At 57.3% G+C, this 21,479-nt stretch carries 16 protein-coding genes; 14 read left to right on the forward strand and 2 right to left on the reverse strand.

Annotated features, from left to right (window positions below):
- Window positions 1-416 precede the first annotated feature (416 nt).
- From CE636_RS21785 to lysS, 7 genes are all read left to right on the forward strand, one after another.
- A complete protein-coding gene (locus CE636_RS21785; protein ID WP_017898813.1) occupies window positions 417-1,337 on the forward strand; it encodes a Kdo(2)-lipid IV(A) acyltransferase in 921 nt (306 codons plus the stop codon).
- 100 nt (window positions 1,338-1,437) lie between these two features.
- Complete coding sequence (locus CE636_RS21790; protein WP_004202387.1) at window positions 1,438-1,710, forward strand: DUF1471 domain-containing protein; 273 nt, start codon at window positions 1,438-1,440, stop codon at window positions 1,708-1,710.
- A 289-nt stretch (window positions 1,711-1,999) separates the two neighbouring features.
- A complete protein-coding gene (gene cadC / locus CE636_RS21795; RefSeq protein WP_017898812.1) occupies window positions 2,000-3,568 on the forward strand; it encodes a lysine decarboxylation/transport transcriptional activator CadC in 1,569 nt (522 codons plus the stop codon).
- Between the two features lie 365 nt (window positions 3,569-3,933).
- Window positions 3,934-5,268 carry a cadaverine/lysine antiporter gene (gene cadB / locus CE636_RS21805; RefSeq protein WP_017898811.1) on the forward strand — a complete coding sequence of 445 codons (1,335 nt, stop codon included), beginning with the start codon at window positions 3,934-3,936 and terminating at the stop codon, window positions 5,266-5,268.
- Between the two features lie 82 nt (window positions 5,269-5,350).
- Complete coding sequence (gene cadA / locus CE636_RS21810) at window positions 5,351-7,498, forward strand: lysine decarboxylase CadA (RefSeq protein ID WP_002892486.1); 2,148 nt, start codon at window positions 5,351-5,353, stop codon at window positions 7,496-7,498.
- Between the two features lie 59 nt (window positions 7,499-7,557).
- Window positions 7,558-9,033, forward strand: coding sequence for a dipeptide permease DtpD (gene dtpD / locus CE636_RS21815; RefSeq protein ID WP_004202391.1), 1,476 nt, complete (start codon window positions 7,558-7,560; stop codon window positions 9,031-9,033).
- Between the two features lie 319 nt (window positions 9,034-9,352).
- On the forward strand, window positions 9,353-10,870 hold the full coding sequence (gene lysS, locus CE636_RS21820) for a lysine--tRNA ligase (RefSeq protein WP_004202393.1): 1,518 nt from the start codon (window positions 9,353-9,355) through the stop codon (window positions 10,868-10,870).
- Window positions 10,871-11,001: 131 nt separating this feature from the next.
- Here the strand turns inward: lysS and CE636_RS21825 are convergent, their stop codons facing one another.
- Window positions 11,002-11,427 (reverse strand): hypothetical protein, encoded by a 426-nt coding sequence (locus tag CE636_RS21825; protein WP_025999107.1) that lies wholly within the window; start codon window positions 11,425-11,427, stop codon window positions 11,002-11,004.
- Window positions 11,428-11,999: 572 nt separating this feature from the next.
- On the opposite strand from CE636_RS21825, the gene iolE reads away from it, so the two are divergent.
- From iolE to CE636_RS21845, 3 genes are read left to right on the forward strand one after another with little or no spacing between them, the layout of a single operon-like run.
- A complete protein-coding gene (gene iolE, locus CE636_RS21835) occupies window positions 12,000-12,920 on the forward strand; it encodes a myo-inosose-2 dehydratase (RefSeq protein WP_017898808.1) in 921 nt (306 codons plus the stop codon).
- Window positions 12,917-14,089, forward strand: coding sequence for a Gfo/Idh/MocA family protein (locus CE636_RS21840; RefSeq protein WP_004202397.1), 1,173 nt, complete (start codon window positions 12,917-12,919; stop codon window positions 14,087-14,089). Before iolE ends, CE636_RS21840 begins: the two co-directional genes overlap by 4 nt.
- A 9-nt stretch (window positions 14,090-14,098) precedes the next feature.
- Window positions 14,099-15,130, forward strand: coding sequence for a Gfo/Idh/MocA family protein (locus CE636_RS21845; RefSeq protein WP_017898807.1), 1,032 nt, complete (start codon window positions 14,099-14,101; stop codon window positions 15,128-15,130).
- 242 nt (window positions 15,131-15,372) lie between these two features.
- Here the strand turns inward: CE636_RS21845 and CE636_RS21850 are convergent, their stop codons facing one another.
- Window positions 15,373-16,380: a Gfo/Idh/MocA family oxidoreductase gene (locus tag CE636_RS21850; RefSeq protein ID WP_004202399.1), complete on the reverse strand. Its 1,008-nt coding sequence runs from the start codon at window positions 16,378-16,380 to the stop codon at window positions 15,373-15,375.
- A gap of 103 nt (window positions 16,381-16,483) precedes the next feature.
- Here CE636_RS21850 and CE636_RS21855 point away from each other — a divergent pair, with 103 nt between their 5' ends.
- The 4 genes from CE636_RS21855 to CE636_RS21870 all read left to right on the forward strand — a co-directional run bounded on the left by CE636_RS21855 (window position 16,484) and on the right by CE636_RS21870 (window position 21,415).
- Window positions 16,484-17,503 (forward strand): LacI family DNA-binding transcriptional regulator, encoded by a 1,020-nt coding sequence (locus CE636_RS21855; RefSeq protein ID WP_025999106.1) that lies wholly within the window; start codon window positions 16,484-16,486, stop codon window positions 17,501-17,503.
- A gap of 429 nt (window positions 17,504-17,932) precedes the next feature.
- Window positions 17,933-18,856 (forward strand): sugar ABC transporter substrate-binding protein, encoded by a 924-nt coding sequence (locus CE636_RS21860; RefSeq protein ID WP_002892597.1) that lies wholly within the window; start codon window positions 17,933-17,935, stop codon window positions 18,854-18,856.
- A 32-nt stretch (window positions 18,857-18,888) separates the two neighbouring features.
- On the forward strand, window positions 18,889-20,373 hold the full coding sequence (locus CE636_RS21865) for a sugar ABC transporter ATP-binding protein (RefSeq protein WP_004202401.1): 1,485 nt from the start codon (window positions 18,889-18,891) through the stop codon (window positions 20,371-20,373).
- Between the two features lie 19 nt (window positions 20,374-20,392).
- Window positions 20,393-21,415, forward strand: a complete 1,023-nt coding sequence (locus CE636_RS21870) for an ABC transporter permease (protein WP_025999105.1) — start codon at window positions 20,393-20,395, stop codon at window positions 21,413-21,415.
- Window positions 21,416-21,479: the final 64 nt, after the last annotated feature.

Raw genomic sequence — 21,479 nt, forward strand, 5'->3', positions numbered from 1 at the left:
GAAAAGGATCCGCAATGTCGATGCTTAACCTTTGCCCGAGTCACAAATAACCGCATGAAGGCGTCACAAATGACGTTGAACATCCCGCCGCGCAGCACGTTATCTCCGTGCTGCAGAGCAACCAAGGGGCCAATGCAACAGGCGATGAGAAAATATGCTGTTTGTTTTTTGGGCAACCAGTCGCGCTGTAGAGGTCTGGTTTATTTTTTTATGCGTAAAAAAGGAAGTTTTACGCGATGTGGCTAATAATAGAGTAGCCGCAATCGCAAGACTGAAATTAGTGATTGAACAACGTATAATATCGTGCTTTGTGTCTTAGTGTTACCGCACGAATTGGAAAAATACAACCGGCAGGATCCGCTACTTTATTTCGCGGTTTTTGCTCAGCTATTATTGAGTGAATTAACAGGATTACTATGTCAAATTTACCCAAATTTTCCCGCGCGCTGTTGCACCCGCGTTACTGGCTGTTATGGCTGGGAATTGGCCTCTTATGGCTGCTGGTGCAATTACCGTATCCGGTGATCTACCGACTGGGCACTGCGCTCGGGCGGCTGGCAATGCGGGTGATGAAAAGCCGCGCACGGATTGCCAGACGTAATCTCGAACTCTGCTTTCCCGCGATGAGCGTCGCCGAGCGTGAGGCACTGCTGGTGAAAAACTTTGAATCGCTGGGCATGGGGCTGATGGAGACCGGCATGGCCTGGTTCTGGCCGACGCACCGGGTGGCGCGCTGGACCGAGACCAGCGGCGTAAACGAGGTGGTCGAACTTCTGGAACAAAAGCAGGGCATCTTACTGATCGGTATCCATTTTCTGACCCTCGAAATGGGGGCGAGAATGTATGGCATGTTTACCCCGGGGATCGGCGTCTACCGGCCCAATGATAACCCGCTGATTGACTGGCTGCAGACCTGGGGACGCTTGCGCTCGAACAAGACCATGCTGGATCGAAAAAATCTGAAAGGCATGGTCAGGGCGCTGAAAGAGGGAGAGATCCTCTGGTACGCGCCGGATCATGATTACGGGCCGGCCAGCAGCGTTTTTGCGCCGCTGTTTGCTGTCGAGCAGGCGGCGACCACTACCGGCACCTGGATGCTGGCGAAGATGTCCGGGGCGACGATTGTGCCGTTTGTTCCGCGACGCAAGCCTAACGGTATGGGATATGAGCTGATCTCCCTGACGCCGGAGCGCACGCCGCCGCTGGCCAGCGCCGAGGTTACCGCGGCGTGGATGAACCAGATTATCGAACAGTGCATCCTGATGGCGCCTGAACAATATATGTGGCTGCACCGGCGCTTTAAGACCCGCCCGGAAGGGGTGCCGCCACGTTACTGAACGCTGCGGCCAAAAAATCAGCGCACCGGTAGCACGCTTATTAAATCGCCGTCTATACTGAAAGAGCCTGATCTAAGGCCCATTCCAAGGAGATTGCAGGATGAAAAAAGTGATAGTCGCGTTAGCCCTTTCCGCCGTTGCGTTTGGCGCGTCCGCCGCGCAGTTGATCACCAAAGAAGAAGCTAAACACTTTAAACTGACCAAGGTCGGACCGATCTCGGTGGGGCCGTCAGGTGGGCAGTTCTCTTCACCTTCCGATCTGCACGATCAGCTCTCCAAGCTGGCCGATGAGAAAGGCGGAAAGTACTACGTGATTACTGCTGCGCGTGAGCATGGTCCTAACTTTGAAGCCACAGCGGAAGTGTATAAATAATCGATTCTTCCGCGTGCCATAACGGCACGCCACTGACTGAGCCTGGAGCGCATTACGCCTCCGGGCTTATTTTTTTCCGCTGCCCACGTTCCGACGGCTAAGCGGAAGCGAAAACGTTTTTTATCGCTATATATGAATTTGATGATCACGATGTTAATGAAATATTGCTTTTTATTGTCGCTAAAAGGCGAATTCCAACCTAATGCCTGAGGGAGTGACCCCTGGCAAAAATAGGTAGGACAAATGTGTTATCATCGCGCCTTTCCCTTTTTGTCTGGGGCTTTCTTGTATGCTACAACCTGTTGTTCGCGTCGGTGAATGGCTGGTAACCCCCTCTGTAAACCAAATCAGCAGGAAGGGGCGCCAGCTTACCCTTGAACCGCGTTTAATCGACCTTCTGGTCTTTTTCGCTCGCCATCCGGGGGAAGTGCTTAGTCGGGACGAGCTTATCGAAAACGTCTGGACCCGGAACGTTGTGACCAGCCACGTCGTCACGCAGAGTATTTCTGAACTGCGCAAGTCGCTCAAAGACGGCGACGACGTTAGCCTTGAGTACATCGCGACGGTACCCAAACGGGGGTATAAGCTCACGGTGCCGGTGATCTGGTGCACCGAAGAAGGGGAGGAACTCGCCCCACAGATGGAGGCGCTGACGCCTTCGCCTTCGGTCGCCGCGACCGCGCCGCCGGCTGCCGGTGCGCCGCCCGATGCGCCCGTCTCCGCCGCCGATCCCGCCGTGCCAGCTCCCGCTCCGACAGTGGCCAGCGCGCCGTCAGTGCGTAAACGGCTCACCACCGCCCTGGTGTGGGGACTGTTCCTGTTGGCGCTGGGCACCTGCGTGGCGCTGGTGGCGCTGTCGAGCATGGAATCGCGGCCGCCGGTCAACAAGGCGCGCCTGTTGCTTAATCCGCGCGATATCGATATCCACCTGGTGAATGGTAACTCCTGCACCAACTGGTCGTCGCAGCACTCCTACGCGGTCGGCCTGGCCAGCCTGATCACCACCTCGCTGAACACCTTCTCGACCTTTATGGTGCATGACAAAACGGACTACAACATCAATGAGCCGAGCAGTTCCGGTAAAACGCTAACCATTGAGTTCGTCAATCAGCGCCACTACCGGGCGCAGCAGTGCTTTATGTCGGTACAGTTGGTGGATAATGCCGACAGCTCGACGATGCTCGATAAGCGCTACTTTGTGACCAATGACAACCAGCTCACCATCCAGAACGATTTGATGAACAGCCTGTCGGATGCCCTGACGCAGCCGTGGCCGGCGCGGATGCAGGCGATGCTCAGGCAGTATCAACCCTCGCAAAGCGTGGCGTTAACCTATTTCTACCAGTCGCATCAGCTGTTAATGAAGGGCGATGTTGACTCATTAAGCAAGGCCAGCAGCCTGCTGGATGACGTGATTAAACGGGCGCCTGATTTTATTTATGCGTATGCCGAAAAGACGCTGGTGGATGTATTACGCCATTCGCAACAGCCGCTGGATGATAAACAGCTGGCAGCCCTCTACAGCGAAGTTGAGCGGGTAGGGGAGATGCCAGGTATTAAAGACATGGCGATTTATTATCAAATAAAAGCGGTGGATTTGCTGGGGAAGGGCAAAGTCGATGAAGCGAATACCGCGATTAACAGTGCGATCGATTTAGAGATGTCGTGGCTGAATTATGTGCTGTTAGGCAAAGTCTATGAGATGAAAGGTGAGAACCGGCTGGCAGCAGATTCTTACATTACGGCGTTTAATTTACGCCCCGGGGGAGACACATTGTACTGGATTGAAAACGGGGTTTTCCAGACGTCGGTCAACCGGGTGGTTCCGTATCTCGATAATTTCCTCTCTTCAGAATAAGTAAACCCTCATCGTGTACAAGGTTTTGGGCATGATGAGGTTAAATTTATGTTTCTCATGAAGCCTCTTGTTGTTATTTGTATTTAGCATTCAGTAGGCTTTAAATAACAGTTCGGCAACACACTGCATCTGGTTTAAGTGCATGTAAAACAACAATGTTTATCTTTTTATGACACCCTGTTGTCATGTTTATATGTTAAGCGAAAAAGGTCAAAATATCATTTGTCTGATGTTTGTTGTTATTTCACTTTATCTTTAGGACTTATCTCGTACAAATCAGTAATCTTGTTGGCAGTTGGTCGGGTCAATTAATGGTTCTGTATCATGATCTGTACCTCCCAAATAAACTTAGGAGAAAAACAACCATGAGTTCTGCCAAGAAGATCGGGCTATTTGCCTGTACCGGTGTTGTCGCCGGTAATATGATGGGGAGCGGTATTGCATTATTACCTGCGAACCTGGCCAGCATCGGTGGTATTGCCATTTGGGGCTGGGTGATTTCAATTATTGGTGCGATGTCTCTGGCTTATGTTTATGCCCGACTGGCCACTAAAAACCCGCAGCAGGGTGGCCCAATTGCTTACGCAGGGGAAATATCTCCGGCATTCGGTTTCCAGACCGGTGTGCTTTATTATCATGCAAACTGGATTGGTAACCTGGCTATCGGGATTACCGCGGTTTCTTATCTGTCTACGTTCTTCCCCATTTTAAATAACCCGGTGCCAGCAGGGATTGCCTGTATTGCCATCGTGTGGATCTTTACTTTCGTTAATATGCTCGGCGGGACCTGGGTCAGCCGTCTGACCACCATTGGTCTGGTGCTGGTGCTTATTCCAGTGGTGATGACCGCGGTCGTCGGCTGGCACTGGTTTGATGTCGCTACCTATCAGGCGAACTGGAACACCTCCAGCTCCACCGATAGCCACGCGGTCATTAAAAGTATCCTGCTCTGCCTGTGGGCCTTCGTTGGCGTAGAATCCGCCGCCGTGAGTACCGGGATGGTGAAAAACCCGAAACGTACCGTACCGCTGGCTACCATGCTGGGTACTGCGATGGCCGGTATCGTCTATATCGCCGCGACTCAGGTTATCGCCGGTATGTATCCTGCTTCTCAGATGGCCGCGTCGGGTGCGCCGTTCGCGATTAGCGCCTCTACTATTCTCGGCGGCTGGGCTGCGCCGATGGTATCCGCTTTCACCGCCTTTGCCTGCCTGACTTCTCTGGGCTCGTGGATGATGCTGGTTGGCCAGGCCGGTGTCCGCGCCGCCAACGACGGCAACTTCCCGAAAGTGTATGGCGAAGTTGATAGCAACGGTATCCCGAAAAAAGGCCTGCTGCTGGCCGCAGTGAAAATGACCGCGCTGATGGTGCTGATTACCCTGATGAACTCCGCCGGTGGTAAAGCCTCTGACCTGTTCGGCGAACTGACCGGTATCGCGGTACTGCTGACCATGCTGCCTTACTTCTACTCCTGTGTTGACCTGATTCGTTTTGAAGGCATCAACATCCGTAACTTTGTCAGCCTGATTTGTTCGGTACTGGGTTGCGTGTTCTGCTTCATCGCGCTGATGGGCGCAAGCTCCTTCGAACTGGCCGGCACCTTTATCGTTAGCCTGATTATCCTGATGTTCTACGGTCGCAAAATGCACCAGCGCCAGAACAACACATCGGATAGCAACAGCCCCGCTAACGCGCACTAATCAGTAACCCTTTTTCCTGAGGCTCCTTCCATCACCTGTCATAGCGCGACGGGAGGGGCTTTCTACATCTGGAGATTTGACTATGAACGTTATTGCAATCATGAATCACATGGGGGTTTACTTCAAAGAAGAACCCATCCGTGAACTGCATCGTGCTCTCGAACGCCTGGACTTCCGCATTGTCTACCCGAACGACCGTGACGACTTATTAAAACTGATCGAAAACAACTCTCGTCTGTGCGGCGTGATCTTCGACTGGGATAAATACAATCTCGAGCTGTGCGAAGAAATCAGCAAAATGAACGAGTACATGCCGCTGTATGCGTTCGCTAACACCTACTCCACGCTGGACGTTAGCCTGAACGATCTGCGCATGCAGGTTCGCTTCTTCGAATATGCGCTGGGCGCTGCGGAAGATATCGCGAACAAAATCAAACAGAACACTGACGAATATATCGACACCATTCTGCCGCCGCTGACCAAAGCGCTGTTCAAATATGTGCGTGAAGGCAAATACACCTTCTGTACCCCGGGCCACATGGGCGGTACCGCCTTCCAGAAAAGCCCGGTAGGCAGCATCTTCTACGATTTCTTTGGCTCCAACACCATGAAATCCGATATCTCGATTTCGGTTTCTGAACTGGGTTCCCTGCTGGACCACAGCGGCCCGCACAAAGAAGCGGAAGAGTATATCGCTCGCGTCTTTAACGCAGAACGCAGCTACATGGTGACCAACGGTACCTCTACCGCCAACAAAATCGTCGGTATGTACTCCGCGCCGGCCGGCAGCACCGTGCTGATTGACCGTAACTGCCACAAATCGCTGACTCACCTGATGATGATGAGCGACATTACGCCGATCTACTTCCGTCCGACCCGTAACGCCTACGGTATCCTCGGCGGTATTCCGCAGAGCGAATTTCAGCACGCGACTATCGCCAAGCGTGTGAAAGAGACGCCGAACGCGACCTGGCCGGTACACGCGGTGATCACCAACTCGACTTACGATGGTCTGCTGTACAACACTGACTTCATCAAGAAAACCCTGGATGTGAAATCCATCCACTTTGACTCCGCGTGGGTGCCTTACACCAACTTCTCGCCGATCTATGAAGGCAAATGCGGGATGAGCGGCGGCCGCGTCGAAGGGAAAGTGATTTACGAAACCCAGTCCACGCACAAACTGCTGGCGGCGTTCTCTCAGGCGTCGATGATCCACGTGAAAGGCGACGTTAACGAAGAGACCTTTAACGAAGCCTACATGATGCACACCACCACCTCCCCGCACTACGGGATCGTGGCGTCCACCGAAACCGCGGCAGCGATGATGAAAGGCAACGCCGGTAAGCGCCTGATCGACGGCTCTATCGAACGTTCCATCAAGTTCCGTAAAGAGATCAAACGTCTGAAAGGCGAGTCTGACGGCTGGTTCTTCGACGTATGGCAGCCGGAACATATCGACGGCCCTGAATGCTGGCCGCTGCGCTCTGACAGCGCATGGCACGGTTTCAAAAACATCGATAACGAACACATGTACCTCGACCCGATCAAAGTCACGCTGCTGACCCCGGGGATGAAGAAAGACGGCACCATGGATGACTTCGGTATTCCGGCAAGCATCGTGGCGAAATATCTCGACGAACACGGCATCGTGGTGGAGAAAACCGGTCCGTACAACCTGCTGTTCCTGTTCAGCATCGGTATCGACAAAACCAAAGCGCTGAGCCTGCTGCGTGCGCTGACCGACTTCAAACGCGCGTTCGACCTGAACCTGCGGGTGAAAAACATGCTGCCGTCGCTGTACCGTGAAGATCCTGAATTCTATGAGAACATGCGTATTCAGGACCTGGCGCAGAACATTCACAAACTGATTGAGCACCACAACCTGCCGGATCTGATGTTCCGCGCCTTCGAAGTGCTGCCATCGATGGTGATGACCCCGTATGCCGCGTTCCAGAAAGAGCTGCACGGTCAGACGGAAGAAGTGTACCTCGAAGAGATGGTCGGCCGCGTCAACGCCAACATGATCCTGCCGTATCCTCCGGGAGTGCCGCTGGTGATGCCGGGTGAAATGATCACCGAAGAGAGCCGTCCGGTGCTGGAGTTCCTGCAGATGCTGTGCGAAATCGGCGCCCACTACCCGGGCTTCGAAACCGATATCCACGGCGCCTATCGTCAGGCGGATGGTCGTTACACCGTTAAAGTGCTGAAAGAAGAGAATAACAAGTAATAGACGCACACCAGGGAAGTGGCTTGCCACTTCCCTTTTTCACGCTGCAAGGAGAACACATGAAAACACCCTCACAGCCGCGCGCGATTTACTACATCGTTGCGATCCAGATCTGGGAGTACTTCAGCTTTTACGGCATGCGCGCCTTACTCATCCTCTACCTCACCCACCAGCTTGGCTTCGACGACAGCCACGCCATCAGCCTGTTCAGCGCTTACGCATCTCTGGTTTACGTTACCCCTATTCTCGGCGGCTGGCTTGCCGACCGCCTGCTTGGCAACCGCACGGCGGTGATTGCCGGGGCGCTGTTGATGACTCTCGGCCACGTGGTGCTGGGCGTTGAGTCGACCTCCGCATGGAGCCTGTACGTCGCGCTGGCGATCATTATCTGCGGCTATGGCCTGTTCAAATCCAATATCAGCTGCCTGCTTGGCGAACTCTACGCCCACGACGATCCGCGTCGCGACGGCGGCTTTTCGCTGCTGTACGCCGCCGGCAATGTCGGCTCCATCGCCGCGCCCATCGCCTGCGGGCTGGCGGCCCAGTGGTACGGCTGGCATATCGGCTTCGCCCTGGCGGGAATCGGTATGTTCATCGGACTGATGATTTTCTTAAGCGGCAGCCGCCATTTCCGGCATACCCGCGGCGTCGATAAACCGGCGCTGCGGGCGGTGAAATTCGTGCTGCCGACCTGGGGTTGGCTGCTGGTGATGCTGTGCCTTGCGCCGGTGTTCTTCACATTGCTACTGCAAAACAACTGGTCCGGCTATCTGCTGGCGATCGTCTGCTTGTTTGCCGCCCAGATGGTGGCGCGGATCATGATCAAAGCGCCCGAGCATCGTCGCGCGCTATGGCAGATCGTCCTGCTGATGCTTGCCGGGACGCTGTTCTGGGTGCTGGCTCAGCAAGGCGGGAGCTCGATTAGCCTGTTTATCGACCACTTTGTTAACCGCCGCCTGCTGAACTGGGAGGTGCCGACGGCGCTGTTCCAGTCGGTTAATGCGGTGGCGGTGATGGCGGCCGGCGTGGTACTGGCGTGGCTGATGCGCCCGGAAGGCAGCGTACGTTCGGTGTTGCGCGTCTGGTTGAAATTCGCTTTCGGCCTGCTGCTGATGGGCGGCGGCTTTATGCTGCTGGCGCTTAATGCCCGCCACGGCGCCGCTGACGGTCAGGCTTCGATGGGCATGATGGTCGCCGGGCTGGCGATGATGGGCTTTGCCGAACTGTTTATCGACCCGGTGGCGATGGCGCAAATCACCCGCCTGAACATGCCCGGCGTCACCGGGGTGTTGACCGGGATCTACATGCTGGCCACCGGCGCGGTGGCCAACTGGCTGGCGGGCGTGGTCGCCCAGCAGACCACCGAATCGCAAATCAGCGATACGGCGATTGCCGCCTATCAGCATTTTTTCTCGCAGATGGGCGAATGGACCCTCGGCTGCGTGGCGGTGATGGTGATTATCGCCTTTGCCGCAGCCTGTAGCGTCGGCAAACGCCGCGCGGCGGCTGGCGAACTTCCCGGCGGCGGCGCCTGATGCGCGTCCCGGCGGGCTATCGGCCAGCGCGATTTATCGCCCCGGTAAGCGCAGCGCGACCGGGGGTATCCCATCAACAGCGGAGCGCAAAGCCGCTCCTTGCACAGCGTAGTGAACAGGAGGAGGATATTCTGGCAGGCGCGGAGGCCAACGATAAAAAATACCGTTAGTGAAGGCATAGCTGAGTGAGATCAGCTTGAAGTGAAGCCAGATTCGTTACTCTTGTTCTTCGGTGTAAAGCCGGAGACAGGCCGCGCGGAAGGGTGACCTGGTTCAATTTATCGAAGCTAGTTTGAAAGCAAGGTTATGAGGAACCCATATGTCTGAACAACAAGCACAAGGTGCCGATGAGGCCATTGACCTTAATAATGAACTGAAAACTCGTCGCGAAAAACTGGCTGCGCTGCGTGAGCAGGGCGTAGCTTTCCCCAACGATTTCCGTCGCGATCATACCTCTGACCAATTGCACGCTGAATTCGATGCGAAGGATAACGATGAACTCGCTTCCCTGAACGTTGAAGTTGCGGTGGCCGGCCGGATGATGACCCGCCGCGTGATGGGCAAAGCCTCCTTCGTCACCCTCCAGGACGTCGGCGGCCGTATCCAGCTGTACGTGGCCCGCGATGACCTGCCGGAAGGCGTCTACAACGAACAGTTTAAGAAATGGGATCTCGGCGACATCATCGCCGCCCGCGGCAAGCTGTTCAAAACGCAAACCGGCGAACTCTCCATCCACTGCACCGAGCTGCGCCTGCTGACCAAAGCCCTGCGCCCGCTGCCGGATAAATTCCACGGCCTGCAGGATCAGGAAGTCCGCTATCGCCAGCGCTATCTGGATCTGATCGCTAACGAAGAGTCGCGCCATACGTTCCGCATCCGCTCGCAGATCCTCGCGACCATGCGTCAGTTCATGGTGGCCCGCGGCTTTATGGAAGTGGAAACCCCGATGATGCAGGTGATCCCTGGCGGCGCGTCCGCCCGTCCGTTTATCACTCATCACAACGCGCTCGATCTCGATATGTACCTGCGCATCGCGCCGGAACTGTATCTGAAACGTCTGGTGGTCGGCGGTTTCGAACGCGTGTTTGAAATCAACCGTAACTTCCGCAACGAAGGGATCTCGGTACGTCATAACCCAGAGTTCACCATGATGGAACTGTACATGGCGTACGCGGACTACAAAGACCTGATCGAACTGACCGAGTCGCTGTTCCGCACCCTGGCGCAGACGGTGCTGGGCAAAACCGAGGTGCCGTATGGCGACCAGGTGTTTGACTTCGGCAAGCCGTTTGAAAAACTGACCATGCGCGAGGCGATCAAAAAACATCGTCCGGAAACCAACATGGCGGATCTGGATAACTTCGACGCGGCGAAAGCGCTGGCGGAATCTCTCGGCATTCAGGTAGAGAAAAGCTGGGGTCTGGGGCGCATTGTCACCGAAATCTTCGATGAAGTGGCGGAAGCGCACCTCATCCAGCCGACCTTTATCACTGAATATCCAGCGGAAGTTTCCCCGCTGGCGCGCCGCAACGACGTGAACCCGGAAATCACCGACCGCTTCGAGTTCTTCATCGGCGGCCGCGAAATCGGTAACGGTTTCAGCGAGCTGAACGATGCGGAAGATCAGGCGCAGCGTTTCCAGGATCAGGTCAACGCCAAAGCGGCGGGCGATGACGAAGCGATGTTCTATGACGAAGACTACGTCACCGCGCTGGAGTACGGCCTGCCGCCGACCGCCGGTCTGGGCATCGGTATCGACCGCATGGTGATGCTGTTTACCAACAGCCATACCATCCGCGACGTAATCCTCTTCCCGGCCATGCGTCCGCAGAAGTAATCTGTTGCACTCCCTCCCGGCCCGCGCCGGGAGGTCTCCCCGCATGAGTCACATCACATTGCTTGCCTGGCCGGACGAACCGGTCACCGCAGTCTATCGGCATGGTGTGCCCACGCCGGGGAGCAGGGAGTTTACTCTATTTTTTGCAACGTGCCGCGCTGGCTGCCGTTTGTCCAGTTGCCGTTAAAGGCGTCGTTGAGAGTAAAGGTTGAGTTTTTCACCCGGAAAGTCAGCTTACCCTGGCTCGCTTTCGCGTCCTCCACCAGATGACCATGAGTTTTCACCGTTTTAGCGGTGACGGTAATCTCATCAATTTTATCGCCATATTCAGTATAAACATACCAGGTGCCCAGCCAGGGGCCGAAGCCGCTGCTGGCCTGCTGCGCGGCGGCGGCATTCTCGGCTTTGGTTTTATGAATATCGCAGGTGGTCCCGTCGGTCATCTGCGTACAGCCGGAGCGTTCAAGCTGCTCCCGGTATTTCGCGCTAATGGCGTGGGCCGGCGCGGCGGCGACCAGCGCCAGGGTGAGGGTGGTGAAAAGCCAGGTCTTATTCATCTTATTGTTTCTCATAGCGATAGCGGCGCGCATTGTCAAAAAGGTTGATACACATTGGTGTATTCTCCGGGGGCGTCAGAATAAATATAACCGCAGCCATTCCTGACAAATAATGAGCAGAAAGGCGAAGGGTTATTTATTTGTAAAAACATCATTACCCTGATTTTATTTATCACCGTATCTTCCCGCTGCTTGTCATATTATTGCAGAGAGAATGTTAAGTAATTGATGTTTTAAAAGCGATTATTTGTCACTTACGCAAATAACAGCAGGCCAGGCCTGGGCGCAGGGCTAAAGCCCGCGCTGGTGCGGTATTGAGTTTTTTCATATTGCTATCATCATATTTCGAATGAAAGGGATAACCTCTGAAACGGGTTATTAAGCCAGTAATTTTTATCTGCAAAATAAGCCTGCGGCAAGCATTATTTCCATTAATTTTCCAGGGCTACTGGCGACAACGGATATTCCGCCCGCGGCAATGATGGATTTCCATCATTTCTCCGTTTTCATCGCTGGTCGTCGCCTGCTTATAGTGACGGCACACCAGACGACTGGCTGAAAAGGAGATAAACATGGCGACAGAGCACCTGCAGTGGGGCATTAGCCCCCTGTGCTGGACCAACGATGTGCTGGAGGATTTAGGCGGCGATATCCCTCTCGACACCTGTCTGCGCGAGGCGCGGGAGGCGGGATTTCAGGGCATTGAGTTAGGGCGCAAGTTTCCCCGCCAGGCGGAGACGCTGGGGCCTCTGCTGGCGGCGGCTGACCTGCGGCTGGCGTCCGGCTGGTACAGCGGCTTACTGGCTGACCGCAGCGTGGAAGCGGAGCTGGAGGCGGTGCGGGGCCACGCGCAGCTCCTGCAGCAGCTCGCCGCCAGGGTCATGGTCTATGGCGAGTGCGGGCAGCTGCCCGGTGAAACGCCGCTTGATGAGCCGATCTCGCTCTCACCGCCGTTAAGCCGCGTCAGTCTGACGGTGTATTGCCATAAGCTGAATACCTTTGCCGACCTGCTGCTGCGGGACTACGGTCTGCGGCTGGCCTATCACCATCACCTGATGATGCTGGTGGAGCACGACGACGAGCTGGAGCGGTTTCTGTCACAGACCCATGACAACGTCGGGCTGGCGTTTGATACCGGACACGCCTTCGTCGCCGGGGTCGATATCCCGCGCGTGCTGGAAAAATATGGTCACCGTATCCGCCATCTGCATCTGAAAGACGTCCGTCCGCAGGTGCTGGGGCGCCTGTATCGCGAAAACCTGAGCTTTAACGAGGCGGTGCGCGCCGGGCTGTTTACCATCCCAGGCGACGGCTGCATCGACTATGCGCCGATCCTCGACTTTGCCCGCGACAGCGACTACCGCGGCTGGCTGATTATCGAAGCCGAGCAGGACCCGGCGATGGCGCCGCCGTTGGCCACCGCCCGCCGCGCCTTCGCCTGGCTGGCGCACCATTTCTCGTCCCCTTCATCATCAGAGGAGCACGCATCATGAGCGCGCGGTTAAATATTGGTCTCATCGGCTCCGGTTTTATGGGCCAGGCGCACGCCGACGCTTACCGTCGCGCGGCCATGTTCTATCCCGATCTGCCGAAGCGCCCCTATCTTTACGCGCTGGCGGATCAGGATCAGGCGCTGGCCGAACGTCATGCGGTGAAGCTGGGGGCGGAGAAGGCTTACGGTGACTGGCGCGAACTGGTGAACGATCCGCTGGTGGACGTGGTGGATATTACCTCGCCGAACCATCTGCACTACACGATGGCGATGGCGGCGATCGCGGCGGGTAAACATGTCTATTGCGAGAAGCCGCTGGCGGTTAACGAGCAGCAGGCGCAGGAGATGGCGCAGGCGGCCCGGCGCGCGGGGGTGAAGACCATGGTGGCCTTTAACAACATCAAAACCCCGGCGGCGCTGCTGGCAAAGCAGATTATCGCCCGGGGCGATATTGGCGAACCGGTGCGCTTTCGCGGCACCTTTGATCAGGGGTTTTATAACGACCCGAACCTGCCCTGGTCCTGGCGCTGCTCGAAAACCCTCGGCGGCAGCGGGGCGCTTGGCGACCTCGGCGCCCATACCCTGTCCGTCGCCCAGTTTTTGATGGGCGGGATCCGTGAAGTGACCGCCAGCGCGCAAACCTGTCTGCGCCAGCGTCCGGTACCGCAGACCGATGCCGGGTATGCCAGCCGGGTCGCGGCCGATGCCGAGTGGCGGGAAGTGGAAAATGACGATCAGGTTCAGTGTCTGGTCAATTTCGACAGCGGCGCCGCGGGGGTGATTGAGGCCTCGCGCATCGCCGCCGGGCGCATCTTCGGCGTGTTCTGGGAGGTCTCCGGCACCGAAGGCACGCTGTATATGGACGGGGAGCGCTTTAACGAACTGCAGGTCTATCGCTTCCGCGATGACAAACACGACCGCGGCTTTAAAACGCTGTATGCCGGGAGCCAGATCCCGGCCTATGCCGGCTTCTTCGGCTTCGATTTTGGCGGCGGCGGGCTGGGCTATTTTGACGTCAAGGTGATTGAAGTGCATGACCTGGTGCAGGGGATTTGCGGGGACGACGACTGCTATCCCAGCTTTGAATTTGGTTTACAGAATCAGCGCGTGCTGTCGGCGATTGAAGCCTCAATGGTCAGCCGTCGCTGGGTTAACGTGGTTAAGGATTAAGGAGCCGTTATGTTTCCCTCACAATTACCGACCCCGCGCCGCCCGGCGGCGCAGAGCATTCCCTCCCTGCGCTGGGGCATCATCGGTCCAGGCTGGATCGCCGAGCGCTTTGTGCACTCATTGAAAACCCAGAGCCGGCAGCAGGTGGTGGCCGTTGCCTCCCGCAGCCAGGCGAAGGCCGACCGGGTAGCTGCGGAATGGGGGATCCCCCAGGCTTACGGCCATGTGGCGGAGATGCTGGCGCGTCCGGATATTGATGCGGTGTATATTGCGACGCCGCACAACCATCACTTTCCCGACGGCATGCAGGCGCTGAAGGCGGGCAAACACGTGCTGATTGAGAAGCCCTTCGCGCTCAACCTTGGCGAAGGACGTGAACTGCAGGCCGAAGCCGCCCGCCAGGGAAAACTGGCGCTGGAGGCGATGTGGTGCGATTACGCGCCGAAGTATGATGTGATCCGCCAGCTGCTGGAGGATGGGGTACTCGGCGACCTGCATACCCTGCTGGCCGATCACGGCGAGTATTTTACTACCGACCACCGCATCTTTAATGCCGACCTTGCCGGCGGGCCGATGATGGACCTCGGCAGCTATCTGACCTCGTTTGCGCTAATGGTGGGCGGCATGCCGCAGGAGATTGTCGCCCGCGGCAGCGCGACGGCAGAGGGGCTTAACGGCCAGACGTCGATGCTGTTCAGCTGGCGGAACGGGATGCAGGGGCTGTTAAACACGACGTTGTTCAGCAACACGCCGGGCGGGGCAGTGGTGGCCGGACGCCAGGCGACCCTGACGATCGACGGTCAGTTTTACGCCCCCGGCGGGTTCACCCTCGCCGCCAGCCAGGGCGGGCAGGCGCTGCGCTGGGAAGAGCCGCGCAATCGCTACGACCAGCTGTTCTGGCAGGCGGAGCATTTTGCCTGGTGCATCGGTCAGGGGCTGCGGGACTCGCCGCTGCGGCCGCTCAGTCAGGTGCTGCAGAATCTGCAGGTGATGGATGAGGTGCGGCGCCAGGTGGGCGCGGTGTTTAACGAAGAACGCTAAGGGGCCGGCCGGGCTTTGGTTTGCAGGCCGCACGAGCGTGTCCGCCATTGCCCGGCACCGGGACGCGCACGGTGCCTGCCGTCCTTGCCCGGCGGCGCGGCGCTTGCGCGGGCCTGGGGTATCTATGCAACCGTTTGATATTAAAGCAGATTAATGCCTGTGTTATGTAGGCCGGGCAAGGCGTTGCCGCCGCCCGGCATAAAGGCAGGTTCAGAGCCTGATAGCTGGTGCCACGCAACCCCTCATCGACAGTCGTCGACGGCGACAAACTGGCCGCGCTGCAGAGACTGAACGGCCGCTTCGGCAATCGCCTGCGCCTGCAGGCCGTCCACCAGGCCGGGCAGGTCGGCCACGGTTTCGCCATTCAGAGCGCGGATAAAGGCGTCAAGATGCTGGTAATAAGATCCTTGCACCCGGCTGAACCAGTCCGGCCACAGGCCTGGCTCAATGCGCTGATTGCCGCGCCACAGGGTAGGGCCCACCGGCGACTGGCTGCCGGACTCCAGCGCGCCCTCTGCGCCCAGCAGGGTGATCCGTTCATCATACCCGTGGCCGGTGCGGCGGGTGTTGTCCAGCTGCGCCAGCGCGCCGCCGCGCATCTGCATCATCAGGATGGAGGTGTCAACATCGCCAAATTCGGCGATTTCCGGCAGGGCCAGCGCCGCGCCCATCGCCGCCACGGTATGCACTTCATCGCCGGTGAGAAAGCGCAGAAGGTCGAAGAAGTGAATCGCCTGATCGCGCATCTGACCGCCGGAGCTGCGCAGATAGTCGAGCGGCGGCATGCTGGAGGCGCGGCAGACCATCTGCACCAGCTCCACCCGACCGATCGCGCCCTGCTCCAGCTGGCGGCGGAGCTGCTGATGGCTGCTGTCGAAGCGCCGGTTAAAGCCGACGGTGACCGGCACGTTCAGGGGAAGCACCCGCTCCACCACCTCGCGGGCGCGCGCCAGGGAGAGGTCGATCGGTTTTTCGCAATAGACTGCCTTGCCCGCCCGGGCGGCGGCTTCCAGCAGTTCGGCATGCGACGGGGTCGAGCTGGCGATCAGCACAGCGTCGATGGCGTCGCTACGGAGAGCCTCGCTCACCGTCACCGCCCGGGCGCCATAGCGGGCGGCCAGCGCCTGGGCGCGCTCCGGCGCGACATCGGCTACCATCGTCAACTCGCTCCCGTCATGACGGGCGAGGCTGGCGGCATGAACCTGACCGATAAAACCACTGCCTACCAGGGCAAAACGTTTGCAATTCATTATTTTTCTCCAGAATGGCGAAGGGACGGTGCCACCATAATCGGTTTGCTAAACTCACTGACACTGCCGTTTTGATGTATTTCCATCATTGAAGAGAGGGGCGATGAAAAACATGTCACTGGCGATGCTGGCCAGACAGATTGGCGTCGGCGTGGCCACTGTGGACCGGGTGCTGAACGAACGCGGCGGCGTATCGCCGCAGACCACGCGCAAAGTGCTGCAGGCGGCGCGGGAGGCGGGGCTGAAGCGGATCCTGCCGGAGGAGCACCGCTTTCCGTGGCAGATTGAGCTCTTTCTCAGCAGCAATGACTCGTTCTTTTTTCCGCAGCTGGCGCAGGATTTCGCCGCCGTCGCGGATAGCCTCGGCTATCGCCGTCTGACCCTGCACCGCACCTTTGTCCCGGAGTCGCAGCCGGCGACCCTGGCCCGGCGCATTATGCGCAGCTGCCAGCAGCGTCAGGGGATCATCGTCTTCGGCAATGACCACCCTGTGGTGCATGACGCGCTGCGCCGCTGCCGGGAAGCGGGCGTCCCCGTCATCACCCTGGCGACGGATCTGCCCGGCGCCGACCGGCTCTGCCACGTCGGGATCAATCAGCTGCAGGCTGGCCGCACCGCGGGGTTAATGATGGGGAGAATGACGCCGCGGCCCGGGGAGGTGCTGATGGTGAGCGGCCGGGAGGATTACAGCGCGCATCGCCTGCGCATCCAGGGGTTCCGCGAGGTGCTGAGCCAGCGCTTTCCCCACCTGCAGCTAAATGAGGTGCTGGCGGGCGAGGAGCGGCGGGAGCAGATCACCCGCCTGCTGGAGCAGGCCCTGTGCCGCAGCCGGCATATTGTCGGGATCTATAACACCGGGCTTGGCAATACTCAGATAGCCGAGGCGCTGGCTCGCCACCGCCGCGAAAGCGACGTCTGCTGGATCACCCATGAGCGCTACAATACCACCCGCAAGCAGCTGGCCCGGGGCAGCCTGGCGTTAACGCTCGATCAGAACACCCGCCAGCACGCCCAGCTGGCGATCGACCTGATGCTGCGCCATCTGGAGTCCGGCTATCAGCCGCAAACCTATGCCGACGGGAAAGTCGACTTTATCCTCTACAGCGCCGAGAACGTGGACTAAGGCGTGCGGCGCCTCCCTTCCTGACAACACGGATTTCCCCGGCGGGTAAATGTCAACCCCACCGGGGGCGATCGCTTTAAAGCGTTGTCTGCCTCTCATTTTTCGCTCATTTATGCAGCAATGTTAGATGTCTGTCAAAATTCTGTTACCGCATAGTTTTAAAATTTTCATTTCAGTTATTTACTTATAAAAGTTTCAAATGTCTTGTTAATGAAATAAATGGTCTGGAATTCACGGTGTGGCATAAATGGACTGATGTTTCAAAAAAGTGATGATAAAACAGTCATTATTTGTGATTCCGATCACGGCGAAATGCGGAAAACCCCGCAGCGCCGTCGCCGTCACAACAGACATTTGTCGCAACCTGATTGAAATTAATTTTTCATTTTGTTTCATTCACCGGCGTACCTACAAAATCAAGGATCAACTATGAATATTAAGAAAACGATTGTTGCCTCTTTGTTAGCCTGCATGCTGCCTGCGGTGGTTATGGCAAAAGATGTCTCCATTGGCGTCTCGATGGCGCTGTTTGACGATAACTTCCTGACGATCCTGCGTACCTCGATGCAAAAAGAGATGAAAAAAGATGGGGTGAAATCGCAGATCGAGGACGCGAAAGGGGATGTCTCCCAGCAGCTGCAGCAGGTGCAGAACTTTATAGGCCAGGGGGTGGACGCCATTATCGTTAACCCGGTGGATACCAATGCGGTGAAACCGATCATGGATCAGGCCACCAAGGCCGGGATCCCGCTGGTATTTGTGAACCGTCGCCCGCAGGCGGAGCTGACCGACAAGATGGCCTATGTGGGGTCGGACTCGATTCTCGCCGGCCGTCTGCAGATGGAAGCGCTGGCGAAAGCGATGAACGGCAAGGGCAATGTGGCGATCCTGCTCGGCGACCTGGCGAATGAATCTACTCGCGACCGCACCAAAGGGGTGGAAGAGGTCGTCGCCAAATACCCGAACATCAAAATCGTGCAGAAGCAGACCGCGAAATTCACCCGCAATGACGCCGTGGACGTGGTCAGCAACTGGATGACCAGCGGCGAGGATATCCAGGCCATCGCCTCCAACAACGATGAAATGGCGATCGGCGCCCTGCAGGCGCTGGGTAAAAACCCGAACCATATTCTCATCGCCGGCGTGGATGGCACCCCGGATGCGCTGCAGATGCTGAAGAGCGGCAAGATGATCGCCACCATCTTCCAGGATGCGAAAGGCCAGGGCGAGGGCGCCGTAGACGCGGCCATCAAGCTGGCGAACGGTGAGAAAGTGGAGAAAATCATCGACGTGCCGTATCAGCTGATCACCAAAGAGAACATGGCTGAATTTACCAATCGTAATCAGAAATAATCCTGGCCAACCCGCTGTACGGAGGTGGATGTATGAACGCTTTTGCTCTTGAAGCCGAAGGTATCAGTAAGTTCTTCCCCGGCGTGAAGGCGCTCGATAATGTCTCATTACGCGTGCGCCCGGGAACGGTGCACGCCCTGATGGGTGAGAACGGCGCCGGTAAATCCACGCTGATGAAGTGCCTGATCGGTATCTATCGCCCGGATAAAGGATCGATTCGCGTGAAAGGTGAGCCGGTTGAGTTTACCGACACCATGGATGCGCTGCGCTCGGGGATATCGATGATCCACCAGGAGCTGAATCTGGTGCCGCATATGACGGTGGCGGAGAATATCTGGCTGGGGCGCGAGCCGATGAAGTACGGCTTTGTCGACCACGGCCAGCTGACCCGCCAGACCCAGGCGCTGCTGGATAAGCTGAATATTCGCTTAACCGCCGACCGGCTGGTGGGCGACCTGAGCATCGCCGCCCAGCAGATGGTGGAGATTGCCAAAGCGGTCTCATGGAACGCGGATATTGTGATCATGGATGAGCCCACTTCGGCGCTGACCGAAGGCGAGGTAGCTCACCTGTTCACCATCATCCGCGACCTGCGGGCCCAGGGCAAAGCGATCATCTATATCAGCCATAAAATGGATGAGATCTTCGCTATCACCGATGAGATCAGCGTCTTTCGCGATGGGACCTGGGTGGGGAGCAAAAACACCACCGAATTTACCCGCCAGTCGCTGATTACCCAGATGGTGGGCCGCGAATTAACCCAGCTGTTCCCGAAATTTAATAACACCATCGGCGAAGAGGTGCTGACGGTACGCAATCTGACGCGCCAGGGCGTGTTCCATGATGTCAGCTTTACCGTGCGTCGCGGCGAGATCCTCGGCGTGGCCGGGCTGGTGGGCGCCGGGCGCAGCGAGGTGATGGAAAGCCTGTTTGGCATGGAACGCTTCGACAGCGGCGAAGTGCTGATCGACGGGGCGCCGGTGACCATTGATTCCCCCTCCGTGGCGATTGAAAAGGGAATGGCGTTATTAACCGAAGACCGTAAAAAGTCGGGCCTGTTTCTGGTGCTGTCGGTGCTGGAAAATATGAGTATCGTCAAAATGCCGGAATATATCGGCAAGAGCGGTTTTGTCCAGCACGTGAAAATGGCCGAAGACTGCATGGAGCAAATCCGTCGGCTCAATATTAAAACGCCGACGATGGATCAAATTATTAATAACCTCAGCGGGGGGAATCAGCAAAAAGTTCTGATTGCGCGCTGGCTGTTAGCGCAACCGAAAATCTTAATTCTCGATGAGCCGACCCGCGGCATCGACGTCGGGGCGAAGGCGGAAATTTATCATCTTATCAGTGAACTGGCGAACCGGGGGGTGGCGGTCATTATGGTCTCCTCTGAGCTGCCGGAAATCCTTGGCATGAGTGACCGGGTCATGGTGATGCATGAAGGCCGTATCACCGGCATCCTGGAAAAAGACGAAGCCGACCAGGAAACCATTTTGTCGTTGGCATCCCATTGAGGCACAGAGAATGAGTAATATGAAATTAACGGCGGCTCCGGCCAGCGAGGGTTCCTCCTTCTTCGCTAATTTGCGGCATAAAATGCCGAAAGATACCGGCATCTTTGTGGTGATGCTGGTGATTGCCCTGACCTTTGAAATCGCCGGCTGGTATGTTCGCGACCAGTCGTTCCTGCTCAATACCAACCGCCTGGTGCTGATTGTGCTGCAGGTGGCGATCATCGGCATCATCGCCGTCGGCGTCACCCAGGTGATCATCACCACCGGGATTGACCTCTCCTCCGGCTCGGTTATCGCCCTCGCGGCGGTGGTGGCGGCGAGCCTGGCGCAAACCTCCGACAGCCTGTCGCCAATGTTCCCGGCGCTGGTCAACCTGCCGGCGGTGATCCCGATTTGCGCGGGGATCGGCGTCGGCCTGCTGTGTGGGCTGACCAACGGTTTCCTGGTGACGCGAACCGGCATCCCGCCATTTATCGCCACCCTCGGGATGATGGTCTCGGCGCGCGGTCTGGCGCAGTATTACACCCAGGGCAATCCGATAAGCTTCCTCTCCGACAGTTTTACGGCGATAGGCCAGGGGGCGATGCCGGTGATCATCTTCTTCGTGATTGCCGCAGTGTTTCACATTGCGCTGAAGCATACCCGGTATGGCAAATATGTGTATGCCATCGGCGGCAACATGACCTCGGCCAAAGTGTCCGGCATCAACGTGAATAAATACCTGGTGATCGTCTACACCATCGCCGGGGCGCTCTCCGGGCTGGCTGGGGTAGTGCTGGCGGCGCGCGTCAGCAGTGGCCAGTCCAGCATGGGGATGTCCTACGAGCTGGACGCGATTGCCGCGGCGGTGATCGGCGGCAGCAGCTTAATGGGCGGGGTGGGGCGCATTACTGGCACCCTGATTGGCGCGATGATCCTTGGCCTGATCAAGAGCGGCTTTACCTTTGTCGGCGTCGATGCCTACGTGCAGGATATTATTAAAGGGATCATTATCGTCGCGGCGGTGACCATCGACATGCGCCGCAACCGGAAAAAACGCTAATCTTATCAACTGGCGGCAACGGCGAAGCGCGTCGTTGCCGCCAGCCCTGTCCAGAAATAAACAA

Source organism: Klebsiella sp. LY (genome assembly GCF_004010915.1).
Taxonomy (GTDB): Bacteria; Pseudomonadota; Gammaproteobacteria; order Enterobacterales; family Enterobacteriaceae; genus Klebsiella; species Klebsiella quasipneumoniae.